The organism is Streptomyces sp. NPDC007189 (assembly GCF_040703635.1).
Taxonomy (GTDB): Bacteria; Actinomycetota; Actinomycetes; order Streptomycetales; family Streptomycetaceae; genus Streptomyces.
In genome coordinates, this window is sequence record NZ_JBEYEY010000016.1 from 120,652 (window position 1) to 142,776 (window position 22,125).

The window sequence follows — 22,125 nt, forward strand, 5'->3', positions numbered from 1 at the left end:
GTCGTCCTCAGCTCGCCGCCCAGTCCACCAGCCGTTCGCCCGTCTCGGGCTCCCGCAGCCGGGTCAGCGAGTGCTTCTCCAGCTGGCGCACGCGTTCCCGGGTCAGCCCCACCCGCTCGGCGACCTGCTGCAGCGTGCGCGGGTGCCCGTCGTGCAGGCCGTAGCGCAGGCTCAGGATCATCGCTTCCCGGGGCGCCAGCACGCCCAGGGCGTCCCTCAGCTCCTCGGCGAGCGCCCGGTACTCGGCGACCTGGGGAGCCTGCAGCACGTCCGTGGCGGGGATGAGGTCGCCGACCACGGTCTCCCCGGTGTCGTCCACGGGCGTGTCCAGGCTGAGGGTGTGCCGCCCGACCCCGCGCAGCCAGGCGACCCGGTCCTCGGCCAGCCCGCTCTCCCGGGCGACCTCCTCGTCCGTCGGCTCCTGGTCGAGGCGCAGCTGGAGCCGCCGTTCGGTCTTCGCGAGCTTCTGCAACTCCTCCACGATGTGCATCGGCAGCCGTACGGTGCGGGCGTGCTGGGCCAGGCCCCGTTCGACCGCCTGCCGGATCCACCAGGTGGCGTAGGTGGAGAACTTGAAGCCCTTGGTGTGGTCGAACTTCTCCACGGCCCGGATCAGCCCGAGGTTGCCCTCCTGGATGAGATCGAGCAGGGGCACGCCCCGGTGGGCGTGCCGTTTGGCGATCGACACCACGAGCCGCAGGTTGGCCCGGATCATGTGGTCCTTCGCGTGCCCGCCGTCCCGTACGGCCGCCTCCAGTTCACGGCGCCGCCGCGGCGCGAGGCGGGTCTCGCCAGCGTCCGCCCGCTCCAGTTCCGCGGCGGCGTGCACACCGGCCTCGATGCGCTGGGCCAGCCGTACTTCGTCCGCCGCGTCGAGCAGCGGGGTCGCGGCGATCTGGGCGAGGTACTGGCCCAGCAGATCGGGTTCCTCGCCGGTTTCCGGGACCCTGCTCCGCGGGCGCGCGGAACGGGCGGCGGCGCGACGGCGTTCTCGGGGGTCCGCCACGGCGGACCCGGCCCGGGCAGGCATGGTTCCGCCCCCTGTCGTGTCGACTCCGGCCTTCCGAAGGGGCTCGGGTACCCCGGCGGGCCGCGGTGTCACCCGGGCGCGGGAGGCGCCGGGGGTGCCGGGCGCGCCGCCGGATTCTCAGGGGAGGCTTGCGCCCTGGGCGCGCAGTTCTCGCTGGACCGCGCTCGCCGGGACGTCACGGGGCCGTCGGCCGCCGATCGCCGCGAGGGCCGCGCAGACGCCCGCCGCCTGTCCGGTGGCCATGGAGATCGGCATGACGCGGTAGGAGGAGTGGGCCACGTGGTCGCCGGAGATGCACCGGCCGGCGACCATGATCCGCTCCAGGTCGCGGGGGAGGAGACAGCGCAGGGGGATGTCGTAGGACTCGCCGCGCGGCAGCCGTTTGAGCAGGGTGCCGCGGCCGCTCGGGTTGTGGATGTCGACCGGGTAGGCGCCGCGTGCGACGGCGTCGTCGAACTTGCGCGCCTTGAGGACGTCTTCTCCCGTCAGCTGGTAGTCGCCCGTGATCCGGCGCGTCTCGCGGACGCCGACCTGCACACCGCTCTGGACGACGTAGGAGTCGGCGAAGCCGGGCACGCGCTCGCGCAGGAAGCGGGCGATCTGCGCCATCTGCCGGTGGGCGGTGAACTCCGCGCGGGTGAGGTCCCAGACGCTGGTGCCGAGCACCTCGGTGACACGGGTGGAGTTGACCGCCACCTCGCCGCTGTTCGGGGTCGCGAAGAACAGGACGTCCTCGCGCGGCAGGTCCAGTTCCCCGGCGTCCGTGGCGGCCCGGACCAGGTCCCACAGCCCGTGCACCCCCCGCCACTGGTCCGGGTGGGCGCGGGTGTACGCGGCGAACTCCTCGTGGCCGAAGCGGACCATGCGGAACATCAGCGACATGGGCTGGGTCCAGCCGTCCTCCGGCCGCCCGGTCTCGTACGCCGCACCCGCCGCCGCGGCGATGTCGCCGTCGCCCGTGCAGTCGACGATCACGTCCGCGTCCAGGACGAGGGGCCCCGACTTGGTCTCGAACACCGCGCGTGCCCGGTCGGGCAGGCTGAGGACGTCCGAGGCGAAGGCGTGGAGCAGCGTACGGACCTCGTGGTCCTCCAGCAGCTCGTACGCCACCAGCTTGAACAGCTCGGGGTCGAAGGGCACGGTGTAGCCGGTGTCCAGTGAGGGCCGGATGGCCGCTCCCGTGCGCACGAGCCGGTCGAGCAGCATCCACAGCACCCCGGCGACCACCGGTTCGCCCTCGCCGTGATCGGGGGGCAGCAGGCGCGTGGTGTCGCCGCCCATCGCCTGCTTGATCTCGTTGTGGAAGCTCATCAGCGGCATCACCAGGGCCGCGGTGGCGTTGCCGCCGAGGAAGCCGTAGCGCTCGACGAGGACCACCTCCGCGCCGGCGTTCGCGGCGCCGACGGCGGCACCGAGGCCGGCCGGCCCGCCGCCGATCACCAGCACCTGGGTGGAGCCCGCGTGCAGCGCCTGACGGGGCGGGAGTTCCACTGTCCTGGGGACGCGGGGCGGCTTCAGGTAGGTCACGGTCCCTCCTCGGAACCCGGCAGCGATCGGAACCCGGTGGTCATCGGCTTTCAGCCCGCGGTGGAGGCGGGCACCGGCGTGCCGTCCCGGACGACGTGCGCGGCGGCCCCGTCCAGATGGGCCAGGAGGCGGTCGGCGGTCTGCGCCGCCCGCAGCCGCAGTGCCGCCGTACGGGCGACCGCGTCGGCCGTACGGGCCGGCCGCTCGTCCCACAGGCGGTCCACCTCCGCCAGCAGCAGGCCCGTCGTCTCCCTGATCACGCCGCGCAGCGCGGGCGCGCCGATCCGCTGGGCGAAGTCGAACACCTTGCCGGCGTACGGCAGGGGCAGCACCGGAATGCCCGCGAGCGCAGCGAAGATCAGGAAGTGCAGCCGCATGCCGACGGCCAGGTCCAGCTGTGTGACGATGTCGAGGACCTGCTGCGGGCCGTGGTCGCCGTGCAGCACCGAGCAGCGGTCCGCCGTGGCCATGCGGGACACCACGGCGTGCGCGTGCCGGATGTCGCCCCTCTCCATCGACACGAACACGACATGCGCGTCCAGGCGGTGGACGAGGAAGTCACCCACACTCGCGAGGAGCTGGTGGTAGCCCTCCTCGTCGAGGTGCTCGGCCGCCCGCCCCGGCTCCCGCACACTCATGCCCACCAGCCGCGTCCGGCGCGGCACGGCCTCCGCCCGCAGCAGCGCCCGGCCGCGGTCGCCCGGCTCCAGCAGCAGCGCCGGATCGGCGGTGACGGACACCGGCCGGGTCAGTCCGGCCTCCTCGAGCACGAGCTTCGACTCCTCGTCGCGCACCGTCACCTCGACCGCGTCGGAGAGCACCGTGCGGACCCACGTACAGTCCGCCTCGTCGGTCAGCGGTCCGGCCCCCACGGCGTAGACGAAGACGGGTACGCCGAGTTCCTGGGCGGTGCGGGCCAGTCGCAGATAGCGGCGCGCCTCGGTGTCGTAGAGGATCCCGCCACCGCCGAGCACGAGCACGTTCAGCCGGCGCAGATGGTCCGAGATGCTCTCCCGGCACACCCCCTCCCAGCCGACGACCTCGACGTCCGGATGGGCGCTGCGGGTGTGACGGGGATTGCGGGAGAAGACGACGAAGCGCGTGTCCGGGCGCCCGGCCCGTACCCGGTCCAGCATCGCGGTGAGGATCGCCTCGTCCCCCACGTTGCGACCCCCGTAGGAGCCCAGTACGCCCACGACCACACCGCCTGTGCTGTTCATGACCGCTCCCTCACGACGCCGCATGGCCCTTCTCGGTGCTTTCGTACCAGATTGCCGGTAAATGGGCGCGGGCGCCGGGCGTCAGCCGGCAGCCGGTTCCCGCGCCACGTCCGTCAGCACGGCGGAGCGGCCCGTCCGCGCGCCTTCGCCCGTCCGCCGGTCGCGTGACATCGTGTCCTGCATGGCCACTGGAGTGGATCTGGCCGTGCTGGTCGGGCTGCAGGCTTCGGGAAAGTCCACCTTCTACGAGCGGTGTCTGTCCGACCGGTACGCGCTGGTCAGCAAGGACCTGTTCCCGCGGGGCGCCAGGAACAGGCAGCAACGGCAGATGCGGCTCGTCGCCGAGCACCTCGCGGCCGGCAGGCCGGTGGCGGTGGACAACACCAATCCGTCGCCGGAGGAGTGGGGCCCGCTGGTGGAGGCGGCCCACGCCCACGGGGCGACGGCGACCGCGTACTGGTTCCCGCCGGACGTGACCGGCTCGCTGCGGCGCAACGCGGCCCGCGAGGGCCGGGAGCGCGTCCCGGACGTCGGCGTCCTGGCCACGCTGAAGCGCCTGCGCGAGCCGACGGCGGCGGACGGGTTCGACGCGGTGCGCGAGGTGCGGTTCGACGGCCGCGGGGGCTTTGAGGTACGCCGCTGAGGTGCGCCGGGGCGGGGAGGCGGCTGAGACGCGGGGAGGGGAAAGCCGCAGGGATGCGTGCCGCGTGCGGTGTGCCGGGGTACGCGGGAGCTGTTCAGGGAGCACGGACATGGCACACGGCACAGACATCACCACCACCCTGACCCGGCCGCAGCGCGAGACGGAGCGGATCCTCGCGGAGACCCTGAAGCTCCCGACCGGCGACCCGGGACGCAGGACATGCCTGAAGCGCGCAGCCGTCGCCCTGGCCTGCGACATGGCCGTGGCCGACCGCCGGCTGCACAGCACCGTGCGCCGGTACGTGCCCGGCGGCGACCGGCTCGTGCGGCAGCAGGCCATGGACCTGATCCGGGCCGAGGAGACCATGAAGGACCTCGAGTACACCGACACCGGCAGCGGACCGTTCGAACCACTCGTCCGGCATCTCATCACCACGGTCCACCGGCACGGCGAGCAGTTCGAGACCGCCGTCCTGCCACGGCTGCGCTCGGCGGCGCCACCCGAGGCACTGGCCCGGCTCACGGACGCGGTGCACGAGGTCGAGGCGGAGGCCGCCGCGCTGCGCGACGAGGTCGAGCACTCACCCCGCCCGGACGTCATCGACCGGCTGCAGGCCGCTCTCGCCCCGGAGAACGCCCCTACGTCGGCGTTCCGGCAGGCCGAACAGCTCGACCGGTTCCTCACCGGCGAGGCGGAACAGACGGACCTGTGAGAGCGGGGCAGGGGCACCGGCAGGCGCCGCGCCACTCACCCGGAGCTGCTGGGAACGGCGAGTTCCCGGCCGCGGTAGAAGCCCTCCCGCTCCTCCACGACGTACGGCGCCATGGCGGCGCGCCGCTGTTCCTCCGGCTCGGAGGCGCGCCAGGCGTCGCACGACTCCTTGGAGTCCCACAGCGACACCCCGGTGATCTCCTGGCCGTCCTCGGACCAGTAGGCGTAGGCGCGGTGCATGCCCTGCGGATGGGCGCCCGGCCGCCACGCCTTCTCGAAGTCCTCCAGGGTGTCCGGCCGAATGCGGCGAGTCGTCACCCAGACGAAGTGCTCCTCCATCGCGGCCTCCTCCGTTACGGCGGCTCGGCTCGTCGGTGCTGCTTCGACCACCGTAGGTCCACGGCCCGGATCCCGCCCGGGCGGCGATCGGGGCGCCGGGGGGACATGTGCCGTGCCCGCAGCCCGTCCCCGGAGTGACCGGGTGCGCCTGTGCGTTCCCGGGTGTGGCGGGGGTCCCGGTACGCCGGGACGGGGACATGATGGAGACACACATGTGTCCCGCGAGGAGGAGTACGGCATGTCCGGGTCGGGCACAGGGGGCTCCGCGGGCGTGGCGGGCGGCAAGGCGCGGTTCGACGACATCTACGACCGGCCGGATCCCCGGACGTACTTCCGGCGGCTGGCCCCGCTGGAGTACGAGATCCCGCACCACGCCCAGCCGGTCTTCCGCCGCGCCGCCGCCGAACGGGCCGCACTCGACGACGGCCATCCCGGCAGGCCGGCCGTGCTGGACGTGTGCTGCTCGTACGGCATCAACGCCGCGCTCCTCAACCACGACATCACCCTGGCCGACCTGTACGAGCGGTACGCCTCGCCCGCCCGCCAGGAACTGTCCACGGCCCGACTCGCCGAGCAGGACAGGGAGTTCTACGCCGAGCGGCGCCGGCCCGACGCGGTGCCGGTGTTCGGCCTGGACGTCGCCGCCCCCGCCGTGCGGTACGCGCTCGAGGTCGGTCTGCTGGACGCCGCCTTCACCGACGACCTGGAGCAGGGCCCGCCCGGCCCCGCCCTGAGACACGCCCTCGCCGACGTCGGCCTCGTCACGCTGACCGGCGGGGGCACCTATGTCACCGCCCGCACCTTCACCGCGCTGCTGGACGGCGCCCGGCGACCCGTCTGGGTCAGCGCGTTCGTCCTGCGGACGGTGTCGTACCAGCCGATCGTCGACGCCCTGGCCGCGCACGGACTGCGCACCACGCTCGACGCCTCCCGCACCTACCCCCAGCGGCGCTTCACCGACGAACGGGAACGGGAGTACGCGATCACGGCGGTACGGGCGCTGGGCCACGACCCCGCCGGACGCGAGGAGAGCGGCCGTTTCTACAGCCTTCACTACGAGTCCCGGCCCGGTACACCATGAGAACCCAGGGCGGTTCCTCCGGAGGGGCCCGTCCGCCGGCCCGGACACACCCGGCTTCCGCAGGCGGCGTGCGGGCCGGGAACTCTGAATGGACACTGGAGTCAGTCAGAGCAGTGGCTGCCGGGTACGAGACCAGGGCGCGATGGCCATGAACCAGGACACGACACACTCACCGGACGCGGCGGACCTCGTCTCCACGCCCTCCGTGTTCGGCACTCCCTGCTGGGTGAGTCTCGGCAGCCGCGCCCTGGAGGTGACGCAGGACTTCTACGGGGCCGTCATGGGCTGGCGGTGGCGCCCCGCCCGACTGGGCGACCGGTTCCGCACCGCGCTGGCGGGCGACGTACCCGTCGCGGGGATCGCTGAGGTCGCCGGCATGTGGCAGATGGCCGTGGCCTGGACGCCGTACTTCGCGGTCACGAACGCCGACCAGGCGGTGTCCCGCGTCCGGGAGCGCAGCGGGACCGTGGCGGTGGGGCCGATCTCCTTCCCTCCCGGCAGGGCGGCGCTGGTCGCGGACCGCGACGGGGCCACCTTCGGGGTCTGGCAGGGCCAGCTCGTCACCGAGTGGGAGGCATGGCGGCAGGCGGGTTCGACGTTCATCACTTTGCACACCCGTGACGCCTTCGACGCCGCCATCTTCTACGGCCAGGTCCTCGACTGGGCGTCGGGTCTGCCCGGCTGCTGCGAGGTCGAGTACGCGGGCGGCGGGGTGCTGCTGCGCCACCAGGGCGACATCGTGGCCCGCATCGAGTCGGGCGCGGTGGAGGCGCCACCAGACCCGTCGGTCCGGCCGCACTGGCAGGTCCATTTCTTCGTACCCGAGGTGGAACCGTGCGCCCGTGCCGCGGAGCACCACGGCGGCAGCGTCCTGTACGAGGGCGCGGACGAAGCCGTGCTGCGCGATCCCGACGGCGCCCAGTTCACCGTGACCTCACGCCGGCTGCGCTGACACCCGGGATGTCCGGCGCGCGGGGGCGCCCGCACGGGAATGCCCGGCCGTCCCCCGGTGCTGTCATATGAAGAGGTCACCGCCCTCGGACATGTGCGGAACTGAGAGTGATGCGTACACATGGCACTCCGCAGGTGACGGACACGGCCGTCGCGGCCGTCGACGCGCAGGGCGTCGTGACCGCGTGGAGCCGCGGCGCCCGGCTCCTCCTCGGATACACGCCCGCAGAAGTCGTGGGGCGTCCGGCGGCGGGTCTCCTCGCCGCCCGCCTGCCCGACGCGGCCAGGAAGTGCGGTGTCCGGCGGCAGGCCTGGGCGGGACGGGTCGCGCTCCGCGACCGCGACGGGCGTCAGGTGGACGCCGATGTGCGGGCCTGCCCGCTGATGGACGCCGAACAGCACGTCCAGTGGTTCCTCCAGGCCGAGCTGCCGCAGGAGGACGACGGCGCCGACCTGGTCCTGCAGCGCAGCCTGCTCCCGCACCGCAGGCCGGCCCAGCTGGCCGTGGAGACGGGAACCCGGTATCTGCCGGCCGGCCCCCAGGCCGGCGTGGGCGGCGACTGGTTCGACGTCATCCCGCTCTCCGGCGCACGGGTGGCCCTCGTCGTCGGCGACGTCGTGGGCCACGGCATCCACGCCTCGGCGGCCATGGGCCGGCTGCGCACGGCCGTCCGTACCCTCGCCGACGTCGATCTCTCCCCCGACGAGCTGCTGACCCAGCTCGACGACCTCATCCTCGAAGAGATCGAAGAGGGCATCGAGTCGGCCGGCGAGGTCGGCGCCACCTGCCTCTACGCCGTCTACGACCCGATCTCCGGGCACTGCACCATGGCCAGCGCGGGCCATCTCGCCCCCGCGCTGGTCACCCCCGACGGCAGCGTGCGCTTCCTGAGCGTGGCGCCGGGGCCGCCGCTGGGCGTGGGCGGTCTGCCGTTCGAAGCCGCCGAGACCGGGGTGCCCGAGGACAGCCTGCTCGTGCTGTTCACCGACGGCCTGGTCGAGACCCGCCACCGGGACATCGGATCCGGACAGCGGGCCCTGCTGGACGCCCTGTCCCGGCCCGCGCCCTCGCTGGAGGCGACCTGCGACCGTCTCGTCGAGGCGCTGCTGCCCGGCCGGCCCGACGACGACGCCGCCCTGCTCGTCGCGCGCACCCACATCATGGGCGCGTCCCACGTGGCCTCGTGGAACCTGCCCGCCGACCCGGCCGTGGTCGTCGACGCACGCCGGCAGGCCGCGGGCCAGCTCACCGCATGGGGGCTGCAGGACGCCAGCGCCACCACCGAGCTGATCGTCAGCGAGCTGGTCACCAACGCCATCCGCCACGCCCGCCCGCCGATCCAGCTGCGGCTGATCCACGACGCCGCCCTGATCTGCGAGGTCTCCGACGCCAGCAGTACGACCCCGCACCTGCGCCGGGCCCGCGAACTGGACGAGGGCGGGCGCGGCCTGTACCTGGTGGGCCAGCTCGCCGAGCGCTGGGGCACCCGGCACACGCCCGACGGCAAGACCATCTGGGCCGAACAGCCACCGCCGCTGCACGAGCGGCTGCGGCCACCCCGTGCTCCGTCGACGGGCGGCCTCACCGCGGACGGCCGTACACCGGCGCCGACGAACGACCGGCGCACCGACGCCGTCGGCCCGGCCACCCGCCCCACCGGGCACGAGACCCCCGCCCGGCACACCGGCTCCCTCGCGGGCACGGCACGGCAGCCGACGCCACGCGACACCCGGGGGCACTGACGACAGCCGGTGCCCAGCGGCCACGTACTCCACCCGCCCGCTGGGTACCCAGGGCACGCGGAACGAAGGAGGTGGCGGCCGTGGGCGCGACCTTCACGCTCGGCCGGATCGCCGGCATCCGCGTCGGCCTGCACTGGAGCGTCCTGATCATCTTCGTGCTGATCGCCTTCGGGCTGGCCGAAGGACGCCTTCCACATGCCCACCCGGGCCAGCCGGCCTGGGCCTACTGGCTGACGGGACTGGCGACGGCCGTGGTGTTCCTGCTGTCCTTGCTGGCCCACGAGATCAGCCACATGCTGGTGGCCCGCCACCACGGCGTCGGCGGTGACGAGATCACGCTGTGGCTGCTGGGCGGCGCGGCACGCCTGCACAGCGAGGCGCCCACCCCGGTGGCGGAGCTGCGCATCGCGGGGGTCGGGCCGCTGGTCAGCCTGCTGCTGGGCGGCGTGTTCGCGCTGTTCACGTGGTGGGCGCACGCGCTGAGCGGCCCGGTGCTGCTGGTGGAGGCGCTGGGCTGGCTCGCCGGCATCAACGTCCTGCTGGCGGTGTTCAACGTGCTGCCCGCCGCGCCCCTGGACGGTGGCCGGCTGCTGCGGGCGCTGGTGTGGTGGCGCACCGGCAACCGGCTGCGCGCCACCGGGGTCGCCACCGGCGCCGGACGCGTCCTCGGCTGGATCCTGGTCGCCGTCGGGCTGTACGAGGCCCTGCGGGGCGGGTTCGGGGGCGGCCTGTGGCTGATGCTGATCGGCTGGTTCATGGTGGCCATGGCGACGATGGAGGGCAGCCAGGCCAACCTGCGCGAGCTGCTGCGCTCCGTACCGGTCCGGCAGGCCATGACCGCGGACCCCGTGACCGTCCCCGCCGGCACGACCGTCCGGGACTTCCTCGGCGGCCCGCCCTGGCGCTACCGGCACTCCGCCTTCCCCGTCACCGACGACACGGGCCATCCGCTCGGGCTCGTCAGCGTGCGGAGCGCGGGACGGGTGCCGGCGGAGGACCGGGGCTCGGCCACGGTCGACACCGTGATGACCCCCGTCGGCGACATCCCGACCGCCGGCCCCGACGACCCCCTGGTCCAGCTCCTGCCGGCCTTGGACACCAGCCCCGCCCGCCGCGCCCTGGTCCTGGCGGACGGCCGCCTCGTGGGCATCGTCAGCAGCTCGGACGTCAGCCGCGTCCTCACCTGGCTCTCCTCGGCGGCACCACCGGGCGCGGGCCTGAAAACGGTGCCCTGACCTCCGGCGCCGGCGGCCTGAAGACACTCGCAGCAGGAGGCTGACCGACATGACTCTGCCCGTACGACGCGCCTCCGGCAGGCTTGCCGAGCAACCGTTCCCCGGCTGGATGAGGGACCCGCTGGCCGAGTTCGACGACCTGGTCAACCGCATGGGCTCGCTGCTGGAGTCCACGCTCGGCAGTGCGCCCGCCACCCCGGGCGCGCCCTGGTCACCCCCGGCCGCGGGTACGCCTTGGTCGCCGCCGGCCGACTTCTCCGAGACGGACGACGCCTATGTGTTCGAGATCGACCTGCCCGGTGTCCAGCGGGAGGACATCGACATCGAGCTGGGCGACCGGGAGCTGATCATCAGCGGTGAGATCAGGCAACGGGAGCAGACCGGCACCGTGCATCAGACCACGAGGCGTACGGGCCGCTTCGAGTACCGGATGCCGCTGCCCGGCGAGGCCGACGGCGAACACATCGAGGCGACGCTGCGGGACGGGGTGCTGACCATCAGGATTCCCAAGGCACGGACCGCCCAGCACCGCCGTATCGAGATCGCGTCCGGGGAGTGAGGGACAACCGGCCGCCCGCCGCCGGCCCGCACCCGGTCTCATGAACCACTGGCTGCGGCTGACGCTCCTCGGCGTCGGAGCGATGAACTCGCCCCGGTTCGCCCCCGCGGGCCTGCTGCTGCGCTGCCCGGGACACCGGGTGGCCTTCGACGGCGGTCCCGGGGCCGAACCGCCGCCCGGACGCCTGGACGCCTGGCTGGTCAGCGACGAGAGCTCCGAACTGCGGTCCGCCCTGCGGCAGGACGCGGCCCTGCGTGACGTCCGCCTCCGCGCGGGCGACTTCCAGGCCGGTGAGGTCGAGGTGCGCTGCTGCCCGGTGGCCCACACCTCCCACCCGGCGTACGGCTACCTGATCCGCGCCGGGGACGTGGTGGCGGTCTGGGCACCAGAGTTCTGGGAGTGCCCGGCCTGGGCCGCGGGGGCGGACCTGATGTTCGCCGAGGCCGCCGCCTGGGAGCGGCCCATACGGTTCCGGGGCGGGGTGGGCGGCCACGCGAGCGTGCAGGCGGTGGGGGAGTGGGCGGCACGGCACGGAGTACGACGCCTGGTCTACGCCCATATCGGCCGCCCCACCCTGCGCGCCATCGACACCGGACTGCGGCCACCCGCCGGGGAATGGGGCGTCGAGGGCCACACCTACTCCCTGCGGTTCAACAGATAGCGGCCGAAGGAGTGATTCTGCGTGCCGATCGGGTGACAGTGCGGCGTGTCGCCTTCGTCGGGCGGGATCGGTGGAAGGGATGTCAGGTCGGGCACCGCACCGGTGGCCCGCATTCCGAGCTGGACCGGCGCGGGGCGTCGTCCGCGCACTGGTCGGAAGGAGCACCCCCTGATGCACCGGACAAGGACCTCGGCCGCGCTCACCCTGACGGCGATATGCGGCGTAACGCTGGCCGCCGCGCCCGCGTTCGCCGCCGGCACGAGCACGCAGGACACGTCGTTCGTGCGCGCCGCACACCAGGGCAACCTCGCAGAGATCGCCGCGGGCAAGGACGCGGAGAACCATGCCACGACCGAGTGTGTGCGCCAGGTCGCCGCGAAGTTCGTCACCGACCACACCAAGCTCGACAAGGACGTCCGGGCGCTCGCGGGCAAGCTGAACGTCTCGCTGCCCAGCGGCCCCAGCGCCGAGCAGCGCCAGTCGCTCGCCGCCGTACAGGGCAAGGCGGGCACCTCCGCGTACGACACGGCGTGGCTCAAGCTGCAGTCCGCCGCGCACACCAAGACGCTGGCCATGATCGACCAGGAGATCTCCAGCGGCTCCAACTCCGCGGCCGTCGCCGCCGCCAAGGCCGCGCGGCCCGTGGTCAAGATGCACCTGAGCATGGTGAGCGGCGGAACCTGCCACACGCCCGGCGCGTCCACGGCCGTACACGCCGGTGTCGCCACGCGTGCCGCCGACAGCGGCAGCTCCATGGGCGTGGCGGCCCTCGGTGCGGGCGGTGGGCTGACCGCCGTGGCGGCCGCCTGGTACCTCCGCTCCAGGCGCCGGGCGACCGCGGGGCGCTGACCCGCACCACCTGGTGATGCCGTGCGGGCTTACAGGCTGGGCGGGTCATGCCCCGTCCGCATGGTGTTCACAGGGTCAGCGTGATCGCCGCGGCCACGCCTCCCAGGCCGAGGGCGCAGGCGGCTTCCGCCCAGCCGCCCGTGCCCCAGGGGAAGAACCGGTCGAGCGCCAGCCGGCCGGGGCCGACGGCGGCGACGGCCAGGGCGACGACGGCGATCCCGACGCTGTACTCCACGCCACCGTTCGTCTCCCACAGGCCGTGGGCAGCGGTGACGGTCACCATCGCATTGATCATCACACCGATCAGGGCGGCGGCGGCGAGCGGCGTGAGCAGCCCGACGGCCAGGCCGAGGCCACCGAGGAACTCGGACAGCCCGCCGATCACCGCGAAGACCTTCCCCGGGCGATAACCCAGGGAGTCGAATCCCCTGCCGGTGGCCGTCAGACCGTGGCCTCCGAAGAGTCCGAAGAGCTTCTGGGAGCCGTGCCCGGCCATCAGCAGCCCGAAGGTCAGCCTGAGGAGCAGCAGCCCGAAGTCGCCGGCGGTCACCCGCCCCGCAGGCGCCCGCTGTGCCGGCTGCCGTGTGAGGTTCGAAGGCCCTTCGGTGTTGCGCTTCGCCATGGGAAAACTCCGGTATGTACGCCGCAACAGGCGTTGACGGCCGGCCTCGGAAGGCGTCCACTCACCGGCCGCCGGGAGAAACCGGCGCGTCAGTCGGGCGTCCAGCGCCCCTACCGATACTTCCGCAGCAGCAGTGACCCCGCATGTCGGAGGACCAGCCGGAAGCGTCCGCTTCAGGAGGGGCCGTGTTCGCCCCGGGCGTGTGCGTGGTCGTGTTCGTGCTCCCCGTGATCCGGTGTACCGCCCATCATCCGCAGCATCGCCGGGCCGCCGGTGCGCAGGAAGCGCACGACGATGGCCGCGGCGAGGATCAGGAAGGCGATGTTGAGCCAGGTCGTGTAGTTCCAGCTGACGCCACCTGCGGGGATCTTCGCGGTGGCCTGGTCGGGGATGAGGCCCAGACCCCCGAAGGCGAACTCCACGAGGTAGCCGGCCACCGCCATCGCGACGAAGAACGTGCCCAGCAGGAACGCGGCCGTCCGGGCGCCGTAGTACTTCCGGTAGATGTTCAGGATCGGCAGGATCAGCAGGTCGGCGTAGATGAAGGCGATGACGCCGCCGAAGCTGATACCGCCCTTCCACAGCACCACGGCCAGCGGCACGTTGCCGATCGAGCAGACGAACGTGGCGATCGCCACCACCGGCCCGACCAGTGGGCCGATCAGTTTGGCCGCGAGCGGATGGTCCGCGAGGAAGAACCCGCGCCAGAAGTCGTCCGGCACCCATGCGGCGATCGCCCCCGCGATCAGCAGTCCCGCCACCAGGTCGCGCAGGATCGCCGCCCATTCCATGACGAAGATGTGCGAGACGGAGGTGAGGCCGTCGCGGGAGAGCAGCCGGCGCAGGAAGCCGCCCTCGCCGCGCACGGACATGTCCATCGCCGCGTGCCCCTCCATCGACCCGGCGAGCCCGCGTTCGGCCTGCTCCCGCGCCTGCCGCAGCAACCGCTGACGCAGGAGCAGCCGGAACAGCACCGCGAGGACGACGATCATGACGGGACCGCCGACGAACTCCGCGGCGGTGAACTGCCACCCCATCAACAGCGCCAGGATCACGCCGAGTTCGACCACCAGGTTGGTCGAGGCGATCTCGAAGGCCATCGTCGCCGTGAAATCCGCCCCCTTCCGGAACAGCGAGCGGGCGAGCGCGACGGCCGCGTACGAGCAGGACGACGAGGCGGCGCCGAGCCCCGCGGAGAGGGCGAGCGTGCGGGGCCGGTCGTCCCCCAGCAGCCGTACGACCGTCTCCCGGCGCACCACGGCCTGGACGACGGCGGACAGGGTGAAGCCGAGGATCAACGCCCAGGTGATCTCCCAGGTCATCGATCCGGCAATGGACAAGGCGTGGCCGATCGCATGCATGCCTGCAACCCCTTCGCCGTGGGCTGGCGTCAACAGGCTCCGAGTATATACCCCGGAGGGGTATCCTGACCGGGCTCGGCAGCCGCTGCTCGGGCCGCTCGCTCGATCTTCGCGCGCCGGGCCTGCCAGAAAGCCGTGTCAGGCTCATCCATCGCGGACCCGGCTGTCGTCCCCGTCCGGCCGTCGAGCTGCTCGCGCAGGATGTCGGCGTGCCCGGCGTGCCGGCTGGTTTCGGTGACCATGTGGACCAGGACGTTGAACAGCTTCACGTCGGGCCGCGGCCACCAGGGCACATGGCCGGGGGAGTCGAGGGCGAGGGCGGCGATCGTCGCGTCCGAGTGCTGCGCTGCCCGCCGGTAGCGCTCGACGACCTCCTGGCGCGTCTCGTGCTCGGCCGCCCACATGTCGGCGTCGCGCGCCCCGGCGTCGTCCCACCGGGGCAGCGGCTCGGGGAACGGCCGGCCGAAGACCTCGCCGAAGTACCGGCACTCCCAGACCGACAGGTGCTTGACCAGGCCGAGAAGGTTGGTGCCCGTCGTGGTCAGGGGGCGCCGGACGTCGTACTCGCCGAGCCCGTCTAGCTTGCCGAGCATCGCCTCGCGCAGCGCCCGAAGGTTGTTGTGCAGGTACTCCTTCGCGACATCATCGATCATGGGCATGAGCCTGTCAGGCGCCGCCCGCCGGGCTCAACCCCTGTGCCTCCCCGGCGCGCCGCAGGACCCGGTGGTCAGCGCACCGGCATGCGCGAGCGCGAGCGCGGCGTACCGTCAGTACGCCGTCTACGACCCCGTGTCCCGCCGCTGCACCCTCGCCCGGGCCGGGCACATCCTGCCCGCCCTGGTCTCCCGGGACGGCGCCGTCGACATCCTCGACCTGCCTCCCGGCCCGCCTCTGGGCCTGGGCGGCCTGCCCTTCGAGGCGGCGGAGGCCGACCTGCCCGACGGCAGCCTCCTCGCCCTCTACACCGACGGCCTGCTCGCCGCCCACGGCGACGACATCGAGGCCGGCCTCGACAAGCTGTGCCATGCCCTCGCCCAGCGGTCCGACTCCCTCGAGGCCACCTGCGACAGCGTGCTGGGCACCCTGCTGCCGGACCGGCCGGACGACGACGTCGCGCTCCTCCTGGCCCGCACCCACAGCCTCGGGGACCGCCAGGTCGCCACCTGGGAGCTGGAGGCGGATCCCAGCGCGGTCTCCCGGGCCCGCTCGCGCGTCTCCCGGCAGCTGACGACCTGGGGCCTGGAAGGGCTGGACTTCACCGCCGAACTGGTCGTCAGCGAGCTGGTCACCAACGCCATCCGCTACGGCCGGCCCCCCATCCGGCTGCGCCTGATCCACGACCGCACCCTCCTGTGCGAGGTGTCCGACGACAGCAGCACCACCCCCCATCTGCGCCGGGCCCGTGTCTTCGACGAGGGCGGACGCGTACTGCTCCTCGTGGCCCAGCTCGCCCGGCACTGGGGAACACGCCACGCCCGCCACGGCAAGACGGTCTGGGCCGAACTGGACGACTCGGTCGCCTCCATCGGGCTGACGGAGCCGGTTGCCTTGCACGCAGAGCTGTGACCTCAGGAGATGCCGGGGACGGCATCGATGGCGACACCGCGCCTCAGTAGCCGCCCAGAAGGGTCCGCAGCTTCCGCAGGGTCTCGGGACCGGCGGAGCTGTGCCAGCGCGCGGGGTCGCCGGGGCGCCGTCCCCACAGCAGCAGGACCCGTACCGCCGCGTCGCTCTCGATCGTGGCGGGGCCCTCGGGGGCGGCGAGCCGGATGCTGCCGCTGTCGGCGTCCGCCGTCACCACGACGTCGTCCATGCCCGGGGTGCGCAGCCGGCCTTCCAGCCGCCCGTCGGGGCCCAGGTCCAGGGCCGCACGGCCGCGCGCGAGCAGGGGCCGGCCGACCGACACCACACTGTGCTCCGTCATCCACGGCTCGTTGAGCGCCCGGACCGCCGTCCGGTCGTCGCCGGTCAGGTCCCAGCGATGCAGGATCAGCTCCTCCCGCATGTGCTCGGCGAAGAAGGGGACCTTCACCGTGCGGCCCGTCCAGATCACTTCCGCCTCCGGTGGCGCGTCCTGCGCGGCGGCCGAGGCGATCTCGGTGAGCCGTTCGCAGCGGTTCAGGAACGTCGCCCACAGCTCGGTGTCGGACATCCGCCGGAAGGGGGCCTCACGGTCGAAGCCCCTGGTCTCCACCGGCGTGCCCGCGAGATACGCCTCGAGCACCCGCGCCAGTTCCTCCGCGTTGCCCGTCTGGTGGATCAGGACGTCCCGCACCGTCCAGGCCTCGCACCACGTGCCGTCGTCGGGCCGCCGCGCCTGTACGGCGTGCACGAACGGCGCCAGCTCCGGCAGCATCTCGTCGACTCGCGAGGGAATCATGCGCCATGGGTATCCGGGCGGACCGGCCGGCCAAACCGGCAGGCGCCCGACAGGACCACGTCGGCCGGACCCGGGCGGAGCGAAGCCGGCCCAGGGCCCCGGGCGTGGCGTCCGCACGGCGCGGGAGCCGTGCACTCACCGTCCGAACAGCCGTGCCGCGTTGTCGTGGCACACGGCCCGGAGCCAGTCGTCCCCGAGACCGAGCCGCTCCAGGGCGCGGAGCTGGTGCACGTACGGATAGGGGATGTTGGGGAAGTCGGAGCCCAGCAGGATGCGGTCGCCGAGCCCGGCCAGCCGGGGCAGGGCCCTGCGGGGAAAGGGCATGAATCCCTCGGCGAAGTCGGTGAACGCCATCGTCGTGTCCAGCCGCACCTGGTCGTACCGCTCGGCGAGGCCGAGGAACTCCTCGTACTCGGGCATTCCCATGTGAGCGATGACCAGCCGGAGGCGCGGGTGCCGCGCCAGCACCCGCGCGATCGGCTCGGGGCCGGTGTGCTTGCCCGGCGCGGGCCCGGAGCCGCAGTGGATCACGACGGGGATCCGCGCCTCGGCCAGCAGCCCCCATGCCTGCCGGAGAAGTGCGTCTCCCGGGTCGTACGCCCCCACCTGGACGTGCGCCTTGAACACGCGGGCGCCCCCTTCGACGGCCTCGCGGACGTAGGCCTCGACGCCCGGCTCGGGGTAGAGGGTCGCGGTGTGCAGACAGTCGGGGGTGCGGCGGGCGAAGTCGGCCGCCCAGCCGTTCAGGCACCGGGCCATGCCGGGCTTGTGCGGGTAGAGCATGGCGGTGAAGGCCCGGACGCCGAACTCCCTGAGCAGAGCGGTGCGTTCGGCCTCCTCCCTTCGGTAGGTGATCGGCCACTGAAGGCCACCGATCAGCGGTCCGTTGGCGTCGAAGTAGTCCCAGACCTTGTGCAGGACACGCTCGGGCATGAAGTGCGTGTGCACGTCGACCAGCCCGGGAAGCCCGAGCCCTGTCCAGAACCGCCGGACCTCACGGGCCTCCTCACCCGGCGCCACGTCACCCGTGCCCGGTTCCGCTCCGGCGGCTGGCCCCGGCTCCGGCGATCCGGCGCCGGACGAGGGGCCGTGGGCGGCAGCGGGGCCGCCGGAGCCGGAGGGACCGACGGGCGTCACGCGGTGATCGTTCATGCCGCCCACGATCGGACCTGCCGAAGGGACGGGTCCACCCCTTTCCGCAAGGAGCGCGTGAGGGATCCGTCACGGGGCTCGTGTCCGGCCAGGACCGGCACCCTTCCGGCCGGGCGCCCGCGAGGGCAGGCGGGGCCGGCGAGCGTCGTACCTGATCCGGCCCCGGGGAGAGGCCGGACCTTCGGGGCCATCAGCTTGCCCGCCAGGCGGTCGGCTCTCCTCATCCGCGACCGCCCCGGCGGGGAGTGTCACCCGGACGTTCACGGAAACCGGCAGGACCGCGCAGCACCGTAAAATGGGGGAGACGGGAGTGCCTGCCGGGCAGCGAGGGACGACGTGGCCCATCTGCTCAAGGCATGCCGACCGACCCATCGGGAAGGGCACCGTCATGGCCGAACAGATCACCTATCGCCGAGTCTACGAGGACACCTCGCCGCAGGACGGCAAGCGCGTGCTGGTGGACCGGGTCTGGCCCCGGGGCATGCGCAAGGAGGACGCGCATCTCGACGAGTGGCTGCGTGACGTCGCTCCGTCGAGCGAACTGCGCAAGTGGTACGGCCACGACCCCGCACGCTTCACCGAGTTCCGCCGCCGCTACCTGGCAGAACTGCGCGACAGCGAACACCGCGAGGCCGCCGAACACCTGCGGGACCTGGCGTCGCACGACAAGGTGTTGCTGCTGACCGCCACGAAGGACCTGGACCACAGCCAGGCCGCTGTCCTCGCCGAGTGGCTGAACAGGCGCCGGTGAGGGGTGGCCGTACACCGCGCCCAGCTCTCCTGACGTTGCAGGATCCGGCCGGCTCTTCCGCCGGGGGCGAGAGCCGGGCTCGTGTACTCGACGTACTGCGCGCCGCGCCCGGCGGCTTCAAATCCCGGTGCCGGTCCGGTTGTTGGGTTCCTCAGATCCGCCGCTTCCTGACCCGGGCCGACCCGTGGCCACCGGCTAACACGACTCATCCGGCCCCTGTCACAGCGACACGCCGCAGCACGGGCGGGGTGACCATGCGTCAGAAGATCACTCGGACAGTCTAAAAGTAGGTCAATCATTCGTTATTCCAAGCCACTTGAGGTCAGGCGCGGCTCTCCGCACGGGTGGCAGGTGGCGTCAGGAATAGCTCGTTCGGCCCCCTCGGGCGGAATTCCGGTATGACTGGTATGACCGCTATGGGTAATTTTCTGATCGCGAGCTGGCTGACGGGCCGGCATCTCTGGGACAGGAGAAGCGACATGAAGCTCGAGCGTTCGACCGTCGTCACTGCCGGTGTTGCCACCGCGGCAGCACTTGCCGCCAGCGGTATCACCTACGCGTCGGCCGCCTCCGCTCCGACGCCCCAGTCCGCCCCGGCCGTCTCCGCCCCCGCGGCGGCGCCGCTCGGCGGCGATGCCGGACAGGGCAAGGGCAACGATGGCTGGAGCGGGCGCCACGAGGGCTACGAGGGCCGTATCCAGATCAACGAGCGGTCGTACTCGCCCCGCCAGAGCGACTGCATCACCGTGATCAGCGGCCTGGGCGCCAGAACCCTGAACATCCGCAACGACAGCCACCGGACCGTCGAGGTCTTCCGCGGGGTGGTGTGCGACAACGGCGCTCCGGTCGCCACCGTCGGACCCGACAGCTCCAGCTACGGCCTGCGGCCGGGCCACGTCGAGGGCATCGACATCAAGCACGGCGTGGTGGCCAGCTTCCGCGTCGTGAACCACTGGGACTACTAGTCCGAAGCCACCACGAGATATGGGGTCCCGGCCCGCCGGAATCGGGCCGGGGCCCCATTCGACCATGGTTCGGCCACCACGCGCCGGGCACACACCGTGGCACAGCGGGACACCGGCCGCCGCGCGCGTGCTGTCCGGGCGGCCGTCCGCACGCTCACCGGCCGTCCGCCCGGTGGCCTCACCGGAGTCTCTCGCGCCGTCGCATGCCCCACCCGCGCCGAGACCGCCCGAGACCTTTCCGGCGTTTGCCTACCGCCGAACGGGTGAGGCGGCATCACGTCCTGCGCGGGCAGCCGCCCCGAAGCGGCCGTAGACACGCCCTCCTGCCACCGCCCGCTCAGGCCTGCCCGCCGCAGTCGTAGAGGAGGAAGCTGCCCCTGGTGCGCCAGCCGTAGGCCCCGGAGCGGATGCGCGTGCAGTGGGACTTCACCCACGTCGTGGCGGGCGTGGTGGGGCGCACGGGGGTGAGCAGGGCGTAGCGGAGCTGGTGGGTGGTGACCAGGGTGCTGAGCTGCTGGGCGGTGGGGAAGGGCGTCTTGCCGGTGAAGCCGCCCATCACGAGGATGGGCTGGGACCGGGCGCGCAGCAGGCGTTCCGCCGGGTAGGCGGCCTGGGTGGCGACCAGGTACTTCTCGCCGCGACGGTGCTTGGCGAGGTAGTCGAGCAGGTCGGTGTCGCGGGTGCTGGGCCGGTCGAGCTCGACCCGGCGCAGAGCCGACCGGTCGTGCACGGCGCTGTGGTAGGCCTTGCCGACCGGACCGGCCGTGGGCGACGTGGAGGCCCCCGCGTACAGCGGGTCGAGGGCGGCGGCGGACCAGCCGGCGGGCAGCAGCAGAGTGGCCGCGATCCCGGCGGCCAGGGAGCCCTGGAACATCCCGCTGGTGACGCGTGACCCGCCGGTCCACAGACCCACCACGCTGCACGCCGCGAGGCCCACGGCCGGCAGCAGCAGCCACGAGGCGAACAGGGTCGGCACGTCGAGTACCAGCGCCCAGAGCACCGTCAGCAGGAGGGCCGCCGGCAGCCACACGCGCCGCCGGCCGCCCGGCTCGTACACGGACCGGAAGAGGGCGAGCCCGCCCCCGGCGAGCGCGGCGACGGCCGGCGCGATCACGGCCGTGTAGTAGGGGTGGTTGCCGTTGGAGACGCTGAACACCACGGCGTGCACGGCCAGCCAGCCGCCCCACAGGAGGAAGCCGGCGCGCAGCGGGTCGGTGCGCGGTTCGCGGGCGCGCCAGACCACGCCCAGGACGGCGGCGAGCACGGCGAGCGGCAGGAACCAGGCGATCTGCGGGCCGACGGTGTGATTGACCAGCATGCCCCAGCCCGTGTTTCCGGAGGTCCGGCTGGCGGCGGTCCCCGAAACGGCCCCGAACGCGGTGTCGTCGTCGCTGAAGCGGCTCAGGCCGTTGTAGCCGAAGACCAGGCTGAAGGGGTTGTTGTTGGACGTGCCGTCGACGTACGGGCGGTGTGCGGCGGGCGTGACCCAGGCGAGCAGCGCCCAGGAGCAGGAGACGGCCAGCGTGACCGCGCCGGTCAGCAGCATGCGCAGCGCCCGTCGCAACGGCGTGCCGCTCGCGGCGAGTTGGTAGACGACGGCGAAGACCGGCAGCACGAGCCACGCCTGCAGCATCTTCGTCTGGAAGGCGAGCCCGACCCAGACGCCACACGTGATGAGCGGCGCGAGCCGCTCGGTGCGCAGCGCCTTCTGCAGGGCTCCCGCGGCCGCCACCAGCAGGAGGGTGAGCGAGGTGTCCGGGATGGTGGCCCGGTTGAGCACCACGGTCACCGGAGTGAGTGCGAGGGTCAGCGCGGCGACCAGAGCGGCGAATTTCCCGGCCCACACCCGTACGATCCGGTGCAGCAGCCATACGGTGAGCACGCCCTCGACGACCTGCGGCAGCGCGACCGCCCAGGTGTGCGGGCCGAAGATCCAGACGGCGACGGCCTCCGGCCAGAACGCCCCCGGCAGCTTGTCGAGCGTGATCGAACCGCTGGGGTCGAGACCGCCGAAGAAGAAGGCCCGCCATGTGGAGGCCATCGACCGTATCGCCGCGCTGTAGTACGGGTGGATCGCGGCGTGCCCCATGCCCCAGCCGTACAGCAGGGCGGCGACGACCAGCACCGCGGCCAGCGCCGGCCGCTCCCAGGGCGCCGGAGCTTCCGGCCGGCCGTCGCGGCGGTGCGATGTCCGGCGGCGGCCGTGCGGGCCGGTGCTCTGGGCGGTGGGGATGGTGGCCATGGCGGAAGGTCCTCGGATCGGTGGTCAGGTGCAGCGGCGGCGGGTCCTGGGCGGCGGGCTCCCTGGAAGCCGCGGGTACGACAGGTGCGGGCCGGCCGGCGGG

Annotated in this window: 20 protein-coding genes and 3 pseudogenes; 13 read left to right on the forward strand and 10 right to left on the reverse strand. The window is 72.9% G+C overall.

Going from position 1 to position 22,125, the window contains the following annotated elements; genetic code table 11:
- Nucleotides 1-7 precede the first annotated feature (7 nt).
- From AB0950_RS29425 to AB0950_RS29435, 3 genes are all read right to left on the reverse strand, one after another.
- Nucleotides 8-1,030 carry a sigma-70 family RNA polymerase sigma factor gene (locus AB0950_RS29425; RefSeq protein ID WP_366779772.1) on the reverse strand — a complete coding sequence of 341 codons (1,023 nt, stop codon included), beginning with the start codon at nt 1,028-1,030 and terminating at the stop codon, nt 8-10.
- Nucleotides 1,031-1,147: 117 nt separating this feature from the next.
- Complete coding sequence (locus AB0950_RS29430) at nt 1,148-2,557, reverse strand: FAD-dependent oxidoreductase (protein WP_366779773.1); 1,410 nt, start codon at nt 2,555-2,557, stop codon at nt 1,148-1,150.
- A gap of 50 nt (nt 2,558-2,607) precedes the next feature.
- Nucleotides 2,608-3,777 (reverse strand): polysaccharide pyruvyl transferase family protein, encoded by a 1,170-nt coding sequence (locus AB0950_RS29435; protein WP_366779774.1) that lies wholly within the window; start codon nt 3,775-3,777, stop codon nt 2,608-2,610.
- 181 nt (nt 3,778-3,958) lie between these two features.
- Here AB0950_RS29435 and AB0950_RS29440 point away from each other — a divergent pair, with 181 nt between their 5' ends.
- Both AB0950_RS29440 and AB0950_RS29445 read left to right on the forward strand, forming a co-directional pair.
- Nucleotides 3,959-4,420 carry an AAA family ATPase gene (locus AB0950_RS29440; protein ID WP_366779775.1) on the forward strand — a complete coding sequence of 154 codons (462 nt, stop codon included), beginning with the start codon at nt 3,959-3,961 and terminating at the stop codon, nt 4,418-4,420.
- Between the two features lie 109 nt (nt 4,421-4,529).
- Complete coding sequence (locus AB0950_RS29445; RefSeq protein ID WP_360151678.1) at nt 4,530-5,132, forward strand: hypothetical protein; 603 nt, start codon at nt 4,530-4,532, stop codon at nt 5,130-5,132.
- Between the two features lie 35 nt (nt 5,133-5,167).
- Here the strand turns inward: AB0950_RS29445 and AB0950_RS29450 are convergent, their stop codons facing one another.
- Nucleotides 5,168-5,470 carry a hypothetical protein gene (locus AB0950_RS29450; protein WP_360151681.1) on the reverse strand — a complete coding sequence of 101 codons (303 nt, stop codon included), beginning with the start codon at nt 5,468-5,470 and terminating at the stop codon, nt 5,168-5,170.
- A 214-nt stretch (nt 5,471-5,684) separates the two neighbouring features.
- Here AB0950_RS29450 and AB0950_RS29455 point away from each other — a divergent pair, with 214 nt between their 5' ends.
- The 8 genes and pseudogenes from AB0950_RS29455 to AB0950_RS29490 all read left to right on the forward strand — a co-directional run bounded on the left by AB0950_RS29455 (nt 5,685) and on the right by AB0950_RS29490 (nt 12,549).
- On the forward strand, nt 5,685-6,551 hold the full coding sequence (locus AB0950_RS29455; protein ID WP_366779776.1) for a hypothetical protein: 867 nt from the start codon (nt 5,685-5,687) through the stop codon (nt 6,549-6,551).
- 148 nt (nt 6,552-6,699) lie between these two features.
- Nucleotides 6,700-7,503 (forward strand): VOC family protein, encoded by an 804-nt coding sequence (locus tag AB0950_RS29460; protein WP_360151687.1) that lies wholly within the window; start codon nt 6,700-6,702, stop codon nt 7,501-7,503.
- 110 nt (nt 7,504-7,613) lie between these two features.
- Nucleotides 7,614-7,910: pseudogene (locus AB0950_RS29465) on the forward strand (PAS domain-containing protein); the annotation flags it as partial.
- A 45-nt stretch (nt 7,911-7,955) separates the two neighbouring features.
- A pseudogene (locus AB0950_RS29470) lies at nt 7,956-9,029 on the forward strand (ATP-binding SpoIIE family protein phosphatase); the annotation flags it as partial.
- Nucleotides 9,030-9,325: 296 nt separating this feature from the next.
- On the forward strand, nt 9,326-10,480 hold the full coding sequence (locus AB0950_RS29475; RefSeq protein ID WP_360151690.1) for a site-2 protease family protein: 1,155 nt from the start codon (nt 9,326-9,328) through the stop codon (nt 10,478-10,480).
- Nucleotides 10,481-10,529: 49 nt separating this feature from the next.
- Entirely contained in the window at nt 10,530-11,039 is a 510-nt protein-coding gene (locus AB0950_RS29480; RefSeq protein ID WP_360569723.1) for an Hsp20/alpha crystallin family protein, read from the forward strand.
- A 40-nt stretch (nt 11,040-11,079) separates the two neighbouring features.
- Entirely contained in the window at nt 11,080-11,700 is a 621-nt protein-coding gene (locus AB0950_RS29485; RefSeq protein ID WP_360569721.1) for an MBL fold metallo-hydrolase, read from the forward strand.
- A gap of 171 nt (nt 11,701-11,871) precedes the next feature.
- The gene (locus AB0950_RS29490; protein ID WP_360569719.1) at nt 11,872-12,549 is read left to right on the forward strand and encodes a DUF4142 domain-containing protein; all 678 of its coding nucleotides are present in this window, start codon (nt 11,872-11,874) and stop codon (nt 12,547-12,549) included.
- Between the two features lie 67 nt (nt 12,550-12,616).
- Here AB0950_RS29490 and AB0950_RS29495 read toward each other — a convergent pair whose 3' ends face one another.
- The 3 genes from AB0950_RS29495 to AB0950_RS29505 form a co-directional block, all read right to left on the reverse strand.
- Nucleotides 12,617-13,171 carry a DoxX family membrane protein gene (locus tag AB0950_RS29495; RefSeq protein WP_360151702.1) on the reverse strand — a complete coding sequence of 185 codons (555 nt, stop codon included), beginning with the start codon at nt 13,169-13,171 and terminating at the stop codon, nt 12,617-12,619.
- A 173-nt stretch (nt 13,172-13,344) separates the two neighbouring features.
- On the reverse strand, nt 13,345-14,532 hold the full coding sequence (locus AB0950_RS29500; RefSeq protein ID WP_360151705.1) for a permease: 1,188 nt from the start codon (nt 14,530-14,532) through the stop codon (nt 13,345-13,347).
- Nucleotides 14,533-14,561: 29 nt separating this feature from the next.
- The gene (locus AB0950_RS29505; RefSeq protein ID WP_366779777.1) at nt 14,562-15,185 is read right to left on the reverse strand and encodes a DinB family protein; all 624 of its coding nucleotides are present in this window, start codon (nt 15,183-15,185) and stop codon (nt 14,562-14,564) included.
- A 118-nt stretch (nt 15,186-15,303) separates the two neighbouring features.
- Here AB0950_RS29505 and AB0950_RS29510 point away from each other — a divergent pair.
- A pseudogene (locus tag AB0950_RS29510) lies at nt 15,304-16,098 on the forward strand (ATP-binding SpoIIE family protein phosphatase); the annotation flags it as partial.
- A 43-nt stretch (nt 16,099-16,141) separates the two neighbouring features.
- On the opposite strand, the gene AB0950_RS29515 reads toward AB0950_RS29510, so the two are convergent.
- Nucleotides 16,142-16,912, reverse strand: a complete 771-nt coding sequence (locus tag AB0950_RS29515) for a maleylpyruvate isomerase N-terminal domain-containing protein (protein ID WP_366779778.1) — start codon at nt 16,910-16,912, stop codon at nt 16,142-16,144.
- Nucleotides 16,913-17,047: 135 nt separating this feature from the next.
- Nucleotides 17,048-18,064, reverse strand: a complete 1,017-nt coding sequence (locus AB0950_RS29520) for an amidohydrolase family protein (protein WP_366779779.1) — start codon at nt 18,062-18,064, stop codon at nt 17,048-17,050.
- A gap of 388 nt (nt 18,065-18,452) precedes the next feature.
- Between AB0950_RS29520 and AB0950_RS29525 the strand changes: the two genes are divergently transcribed.
- Together AB0950_RS29525 and AB0950_RS29530 are read left to right on the forward strand one after the other, a co-directional pair.
- Nucleotides 18,453-18,815, forward strand: coding sequence for a DUF488 family protein (locus AB0950_RS29525; RefSeq protein WP_360151717.1), 363 nt, complete (start codon nt 18,453-18,455; stop codon nt 18,813-18,815).
- Between the two features lie 479 nt (nt 18,816-19,294).
- A complete protein-coding gene (locus AB0950_RS29530; RefSeq protein WP_360151720.1) occupies nt 19,295-19,780 on the forward strand; it encodes a hypothetical protein in 486 nt (161 codons plus the stop codon).
- A 337-nt stretch (nt 19,781-20,117) separates the two neighbouring features.
- Here AB0950_RS29530 and AB0950_RS29535 read toward each other — a convergent pair whose 3' ends face one another.
- Nucleotides 20,118-22,022: a glycosyltransferase family 39 protein gene (locus AB0950_RS29535; protein ID WP_366779780.1), complete on the reverse strand. Its 1,905-nt coding sequence runs from the start codon at nt 22,020-22,022 to the stop codon at nt 20,118-20,120.
- Between the last annotated feature and the right edge of the window lie 103 nt (nt 22,023-22,125).

What these genes read in the sequence shown, in the direction of transcription:
- AB0950_RS29500 (WP_360151705.1), bottom strand. Translation starts at nt 14,532, where the DNA reads ATGCATGCGATCGGCCACGCCTTGTCCATTGCCGGATCGATGACCTGG.
- AB0950_RS29450 (WP_360151681.1), bottom strand. Translation starts at nt 5,470, where the DNA reads ATGGAGGAGCACTTCGTCTGGGTGACGACTCGCCGCATTCGGCCGGAC.
- AB0950_RS29515 (WP_366779778.1), bottom strand. Translation starts at nt 16,912, where the DNA reads ATGATTCCCTCGCGAGTCGACGAGATGCTGCCGGAGCTGGCGCCGTTC.
- AB0950_RS29435 (WP_366779774.1), bottom strand. Translation starts at nt 3,777, where the DNA reads ATGAACAGCACAGGCGGTGTGGTCGTGGGCGTACTGGGCTCCTACGGG.
- AB0950_RS29525 (WP_360151717.1), top strand. Translation starts at nt 18,453, where the DNA reads ATGGCCGAACAGATCACCTATCGCCGAGTCTACGAGGACACCTCGCCG.
- AB0950_RS29425 (WP_366779772.1), bottom strand. Translation starts at nt 1,030, where the DNA reads ATGCCTGCCCGGGCCGGGTCCGCCGTGGCGGACCCCCGAGAACGCCGT.
- AB0950_RS29485 (WP_360569721.1), top strand. Translation starts at nt 11,080, where the DNA reads ATGAACCACTGGCTGCGGCTGACGCTCCTCGGCGTCGGAGCGATGAAC.
- AB0950_RS29530 (WP_360151720.1), top strand. Translation starts at nt 19,295, where the DNA reads ATGAAGCTCGAGCGTTCGACCGTCGTCACTGCCGGTGTTGCCACCGCG.
- AB0950_RS29535 (WP_366779780.1), bottom strand. Translation starts at nt 22,022, where the DNA reads ATGGCCACCATCCCCACCGCCCAGAGCACCGGCCCGCACGGCCGCCGC.
- AB0950_RS29505 (WP_366779777.1), bottom strand. Translation starts at nt 15,185, where the DNA reads ATGATCGATGATGTCGCGAAGGAGTACCTGCACAACAACCTTCGGGCG.
- AB0950_RS29490 (WP_360569719.1), top strand. Translation starts at nt 11,872, where the DNA reads ATGCACCGGACAAGGACCTCGGCCGCGCTCACCCTGACGGCGATATGC.
- AB0950_RS29440 (WP_366779775.1), top strand. Translation starts at nt 3,959, where the DNA reads ATGGCCACTGGAGTGGATCTGGCCGTGCTGGTCGGGCTGCAGGCTTCG.
- AB0950_RS29445 (WP_360151678.1), top strand. Translation starts at nt 4,530, where the DNA reads ATGGCACACGGCACAGACATCACCACCACCCTGACCCGGCCGCAGCGC.
- AB0950_RS29460 (WP_360151687.1), top strand. Translation starts at nt 6,700, where the DNA reads ATGAACCAGGACACGACACACTCACCGGACGCGGCGGACCTCGTCTCC.
- AB0950_RS29495 (WP_360151702.1), bottom strand. Translation starts at nt 13,171, where the DNA reads ATGGCGAAGCGCAACACCGAAGGGCCTTCGAACCTCACACGGCAGCCG.
- AB0950_RS29480 (WP_360569723.1), top strand. Translation starts at nt 10,530, where the DNA reads ATGACTCTGCCCGTACGACGCGCCTCCGGCAGGCTTGCCGAGCAACCG.
- AB0950_RS29520 (WP_366779779.1), bottom strand. Translation starts at nt 18,064, where the DNA reads ATGAACGATCACCGCGTGACGCCCGTCGGTCCCTCCGGCTCCGGCGGC.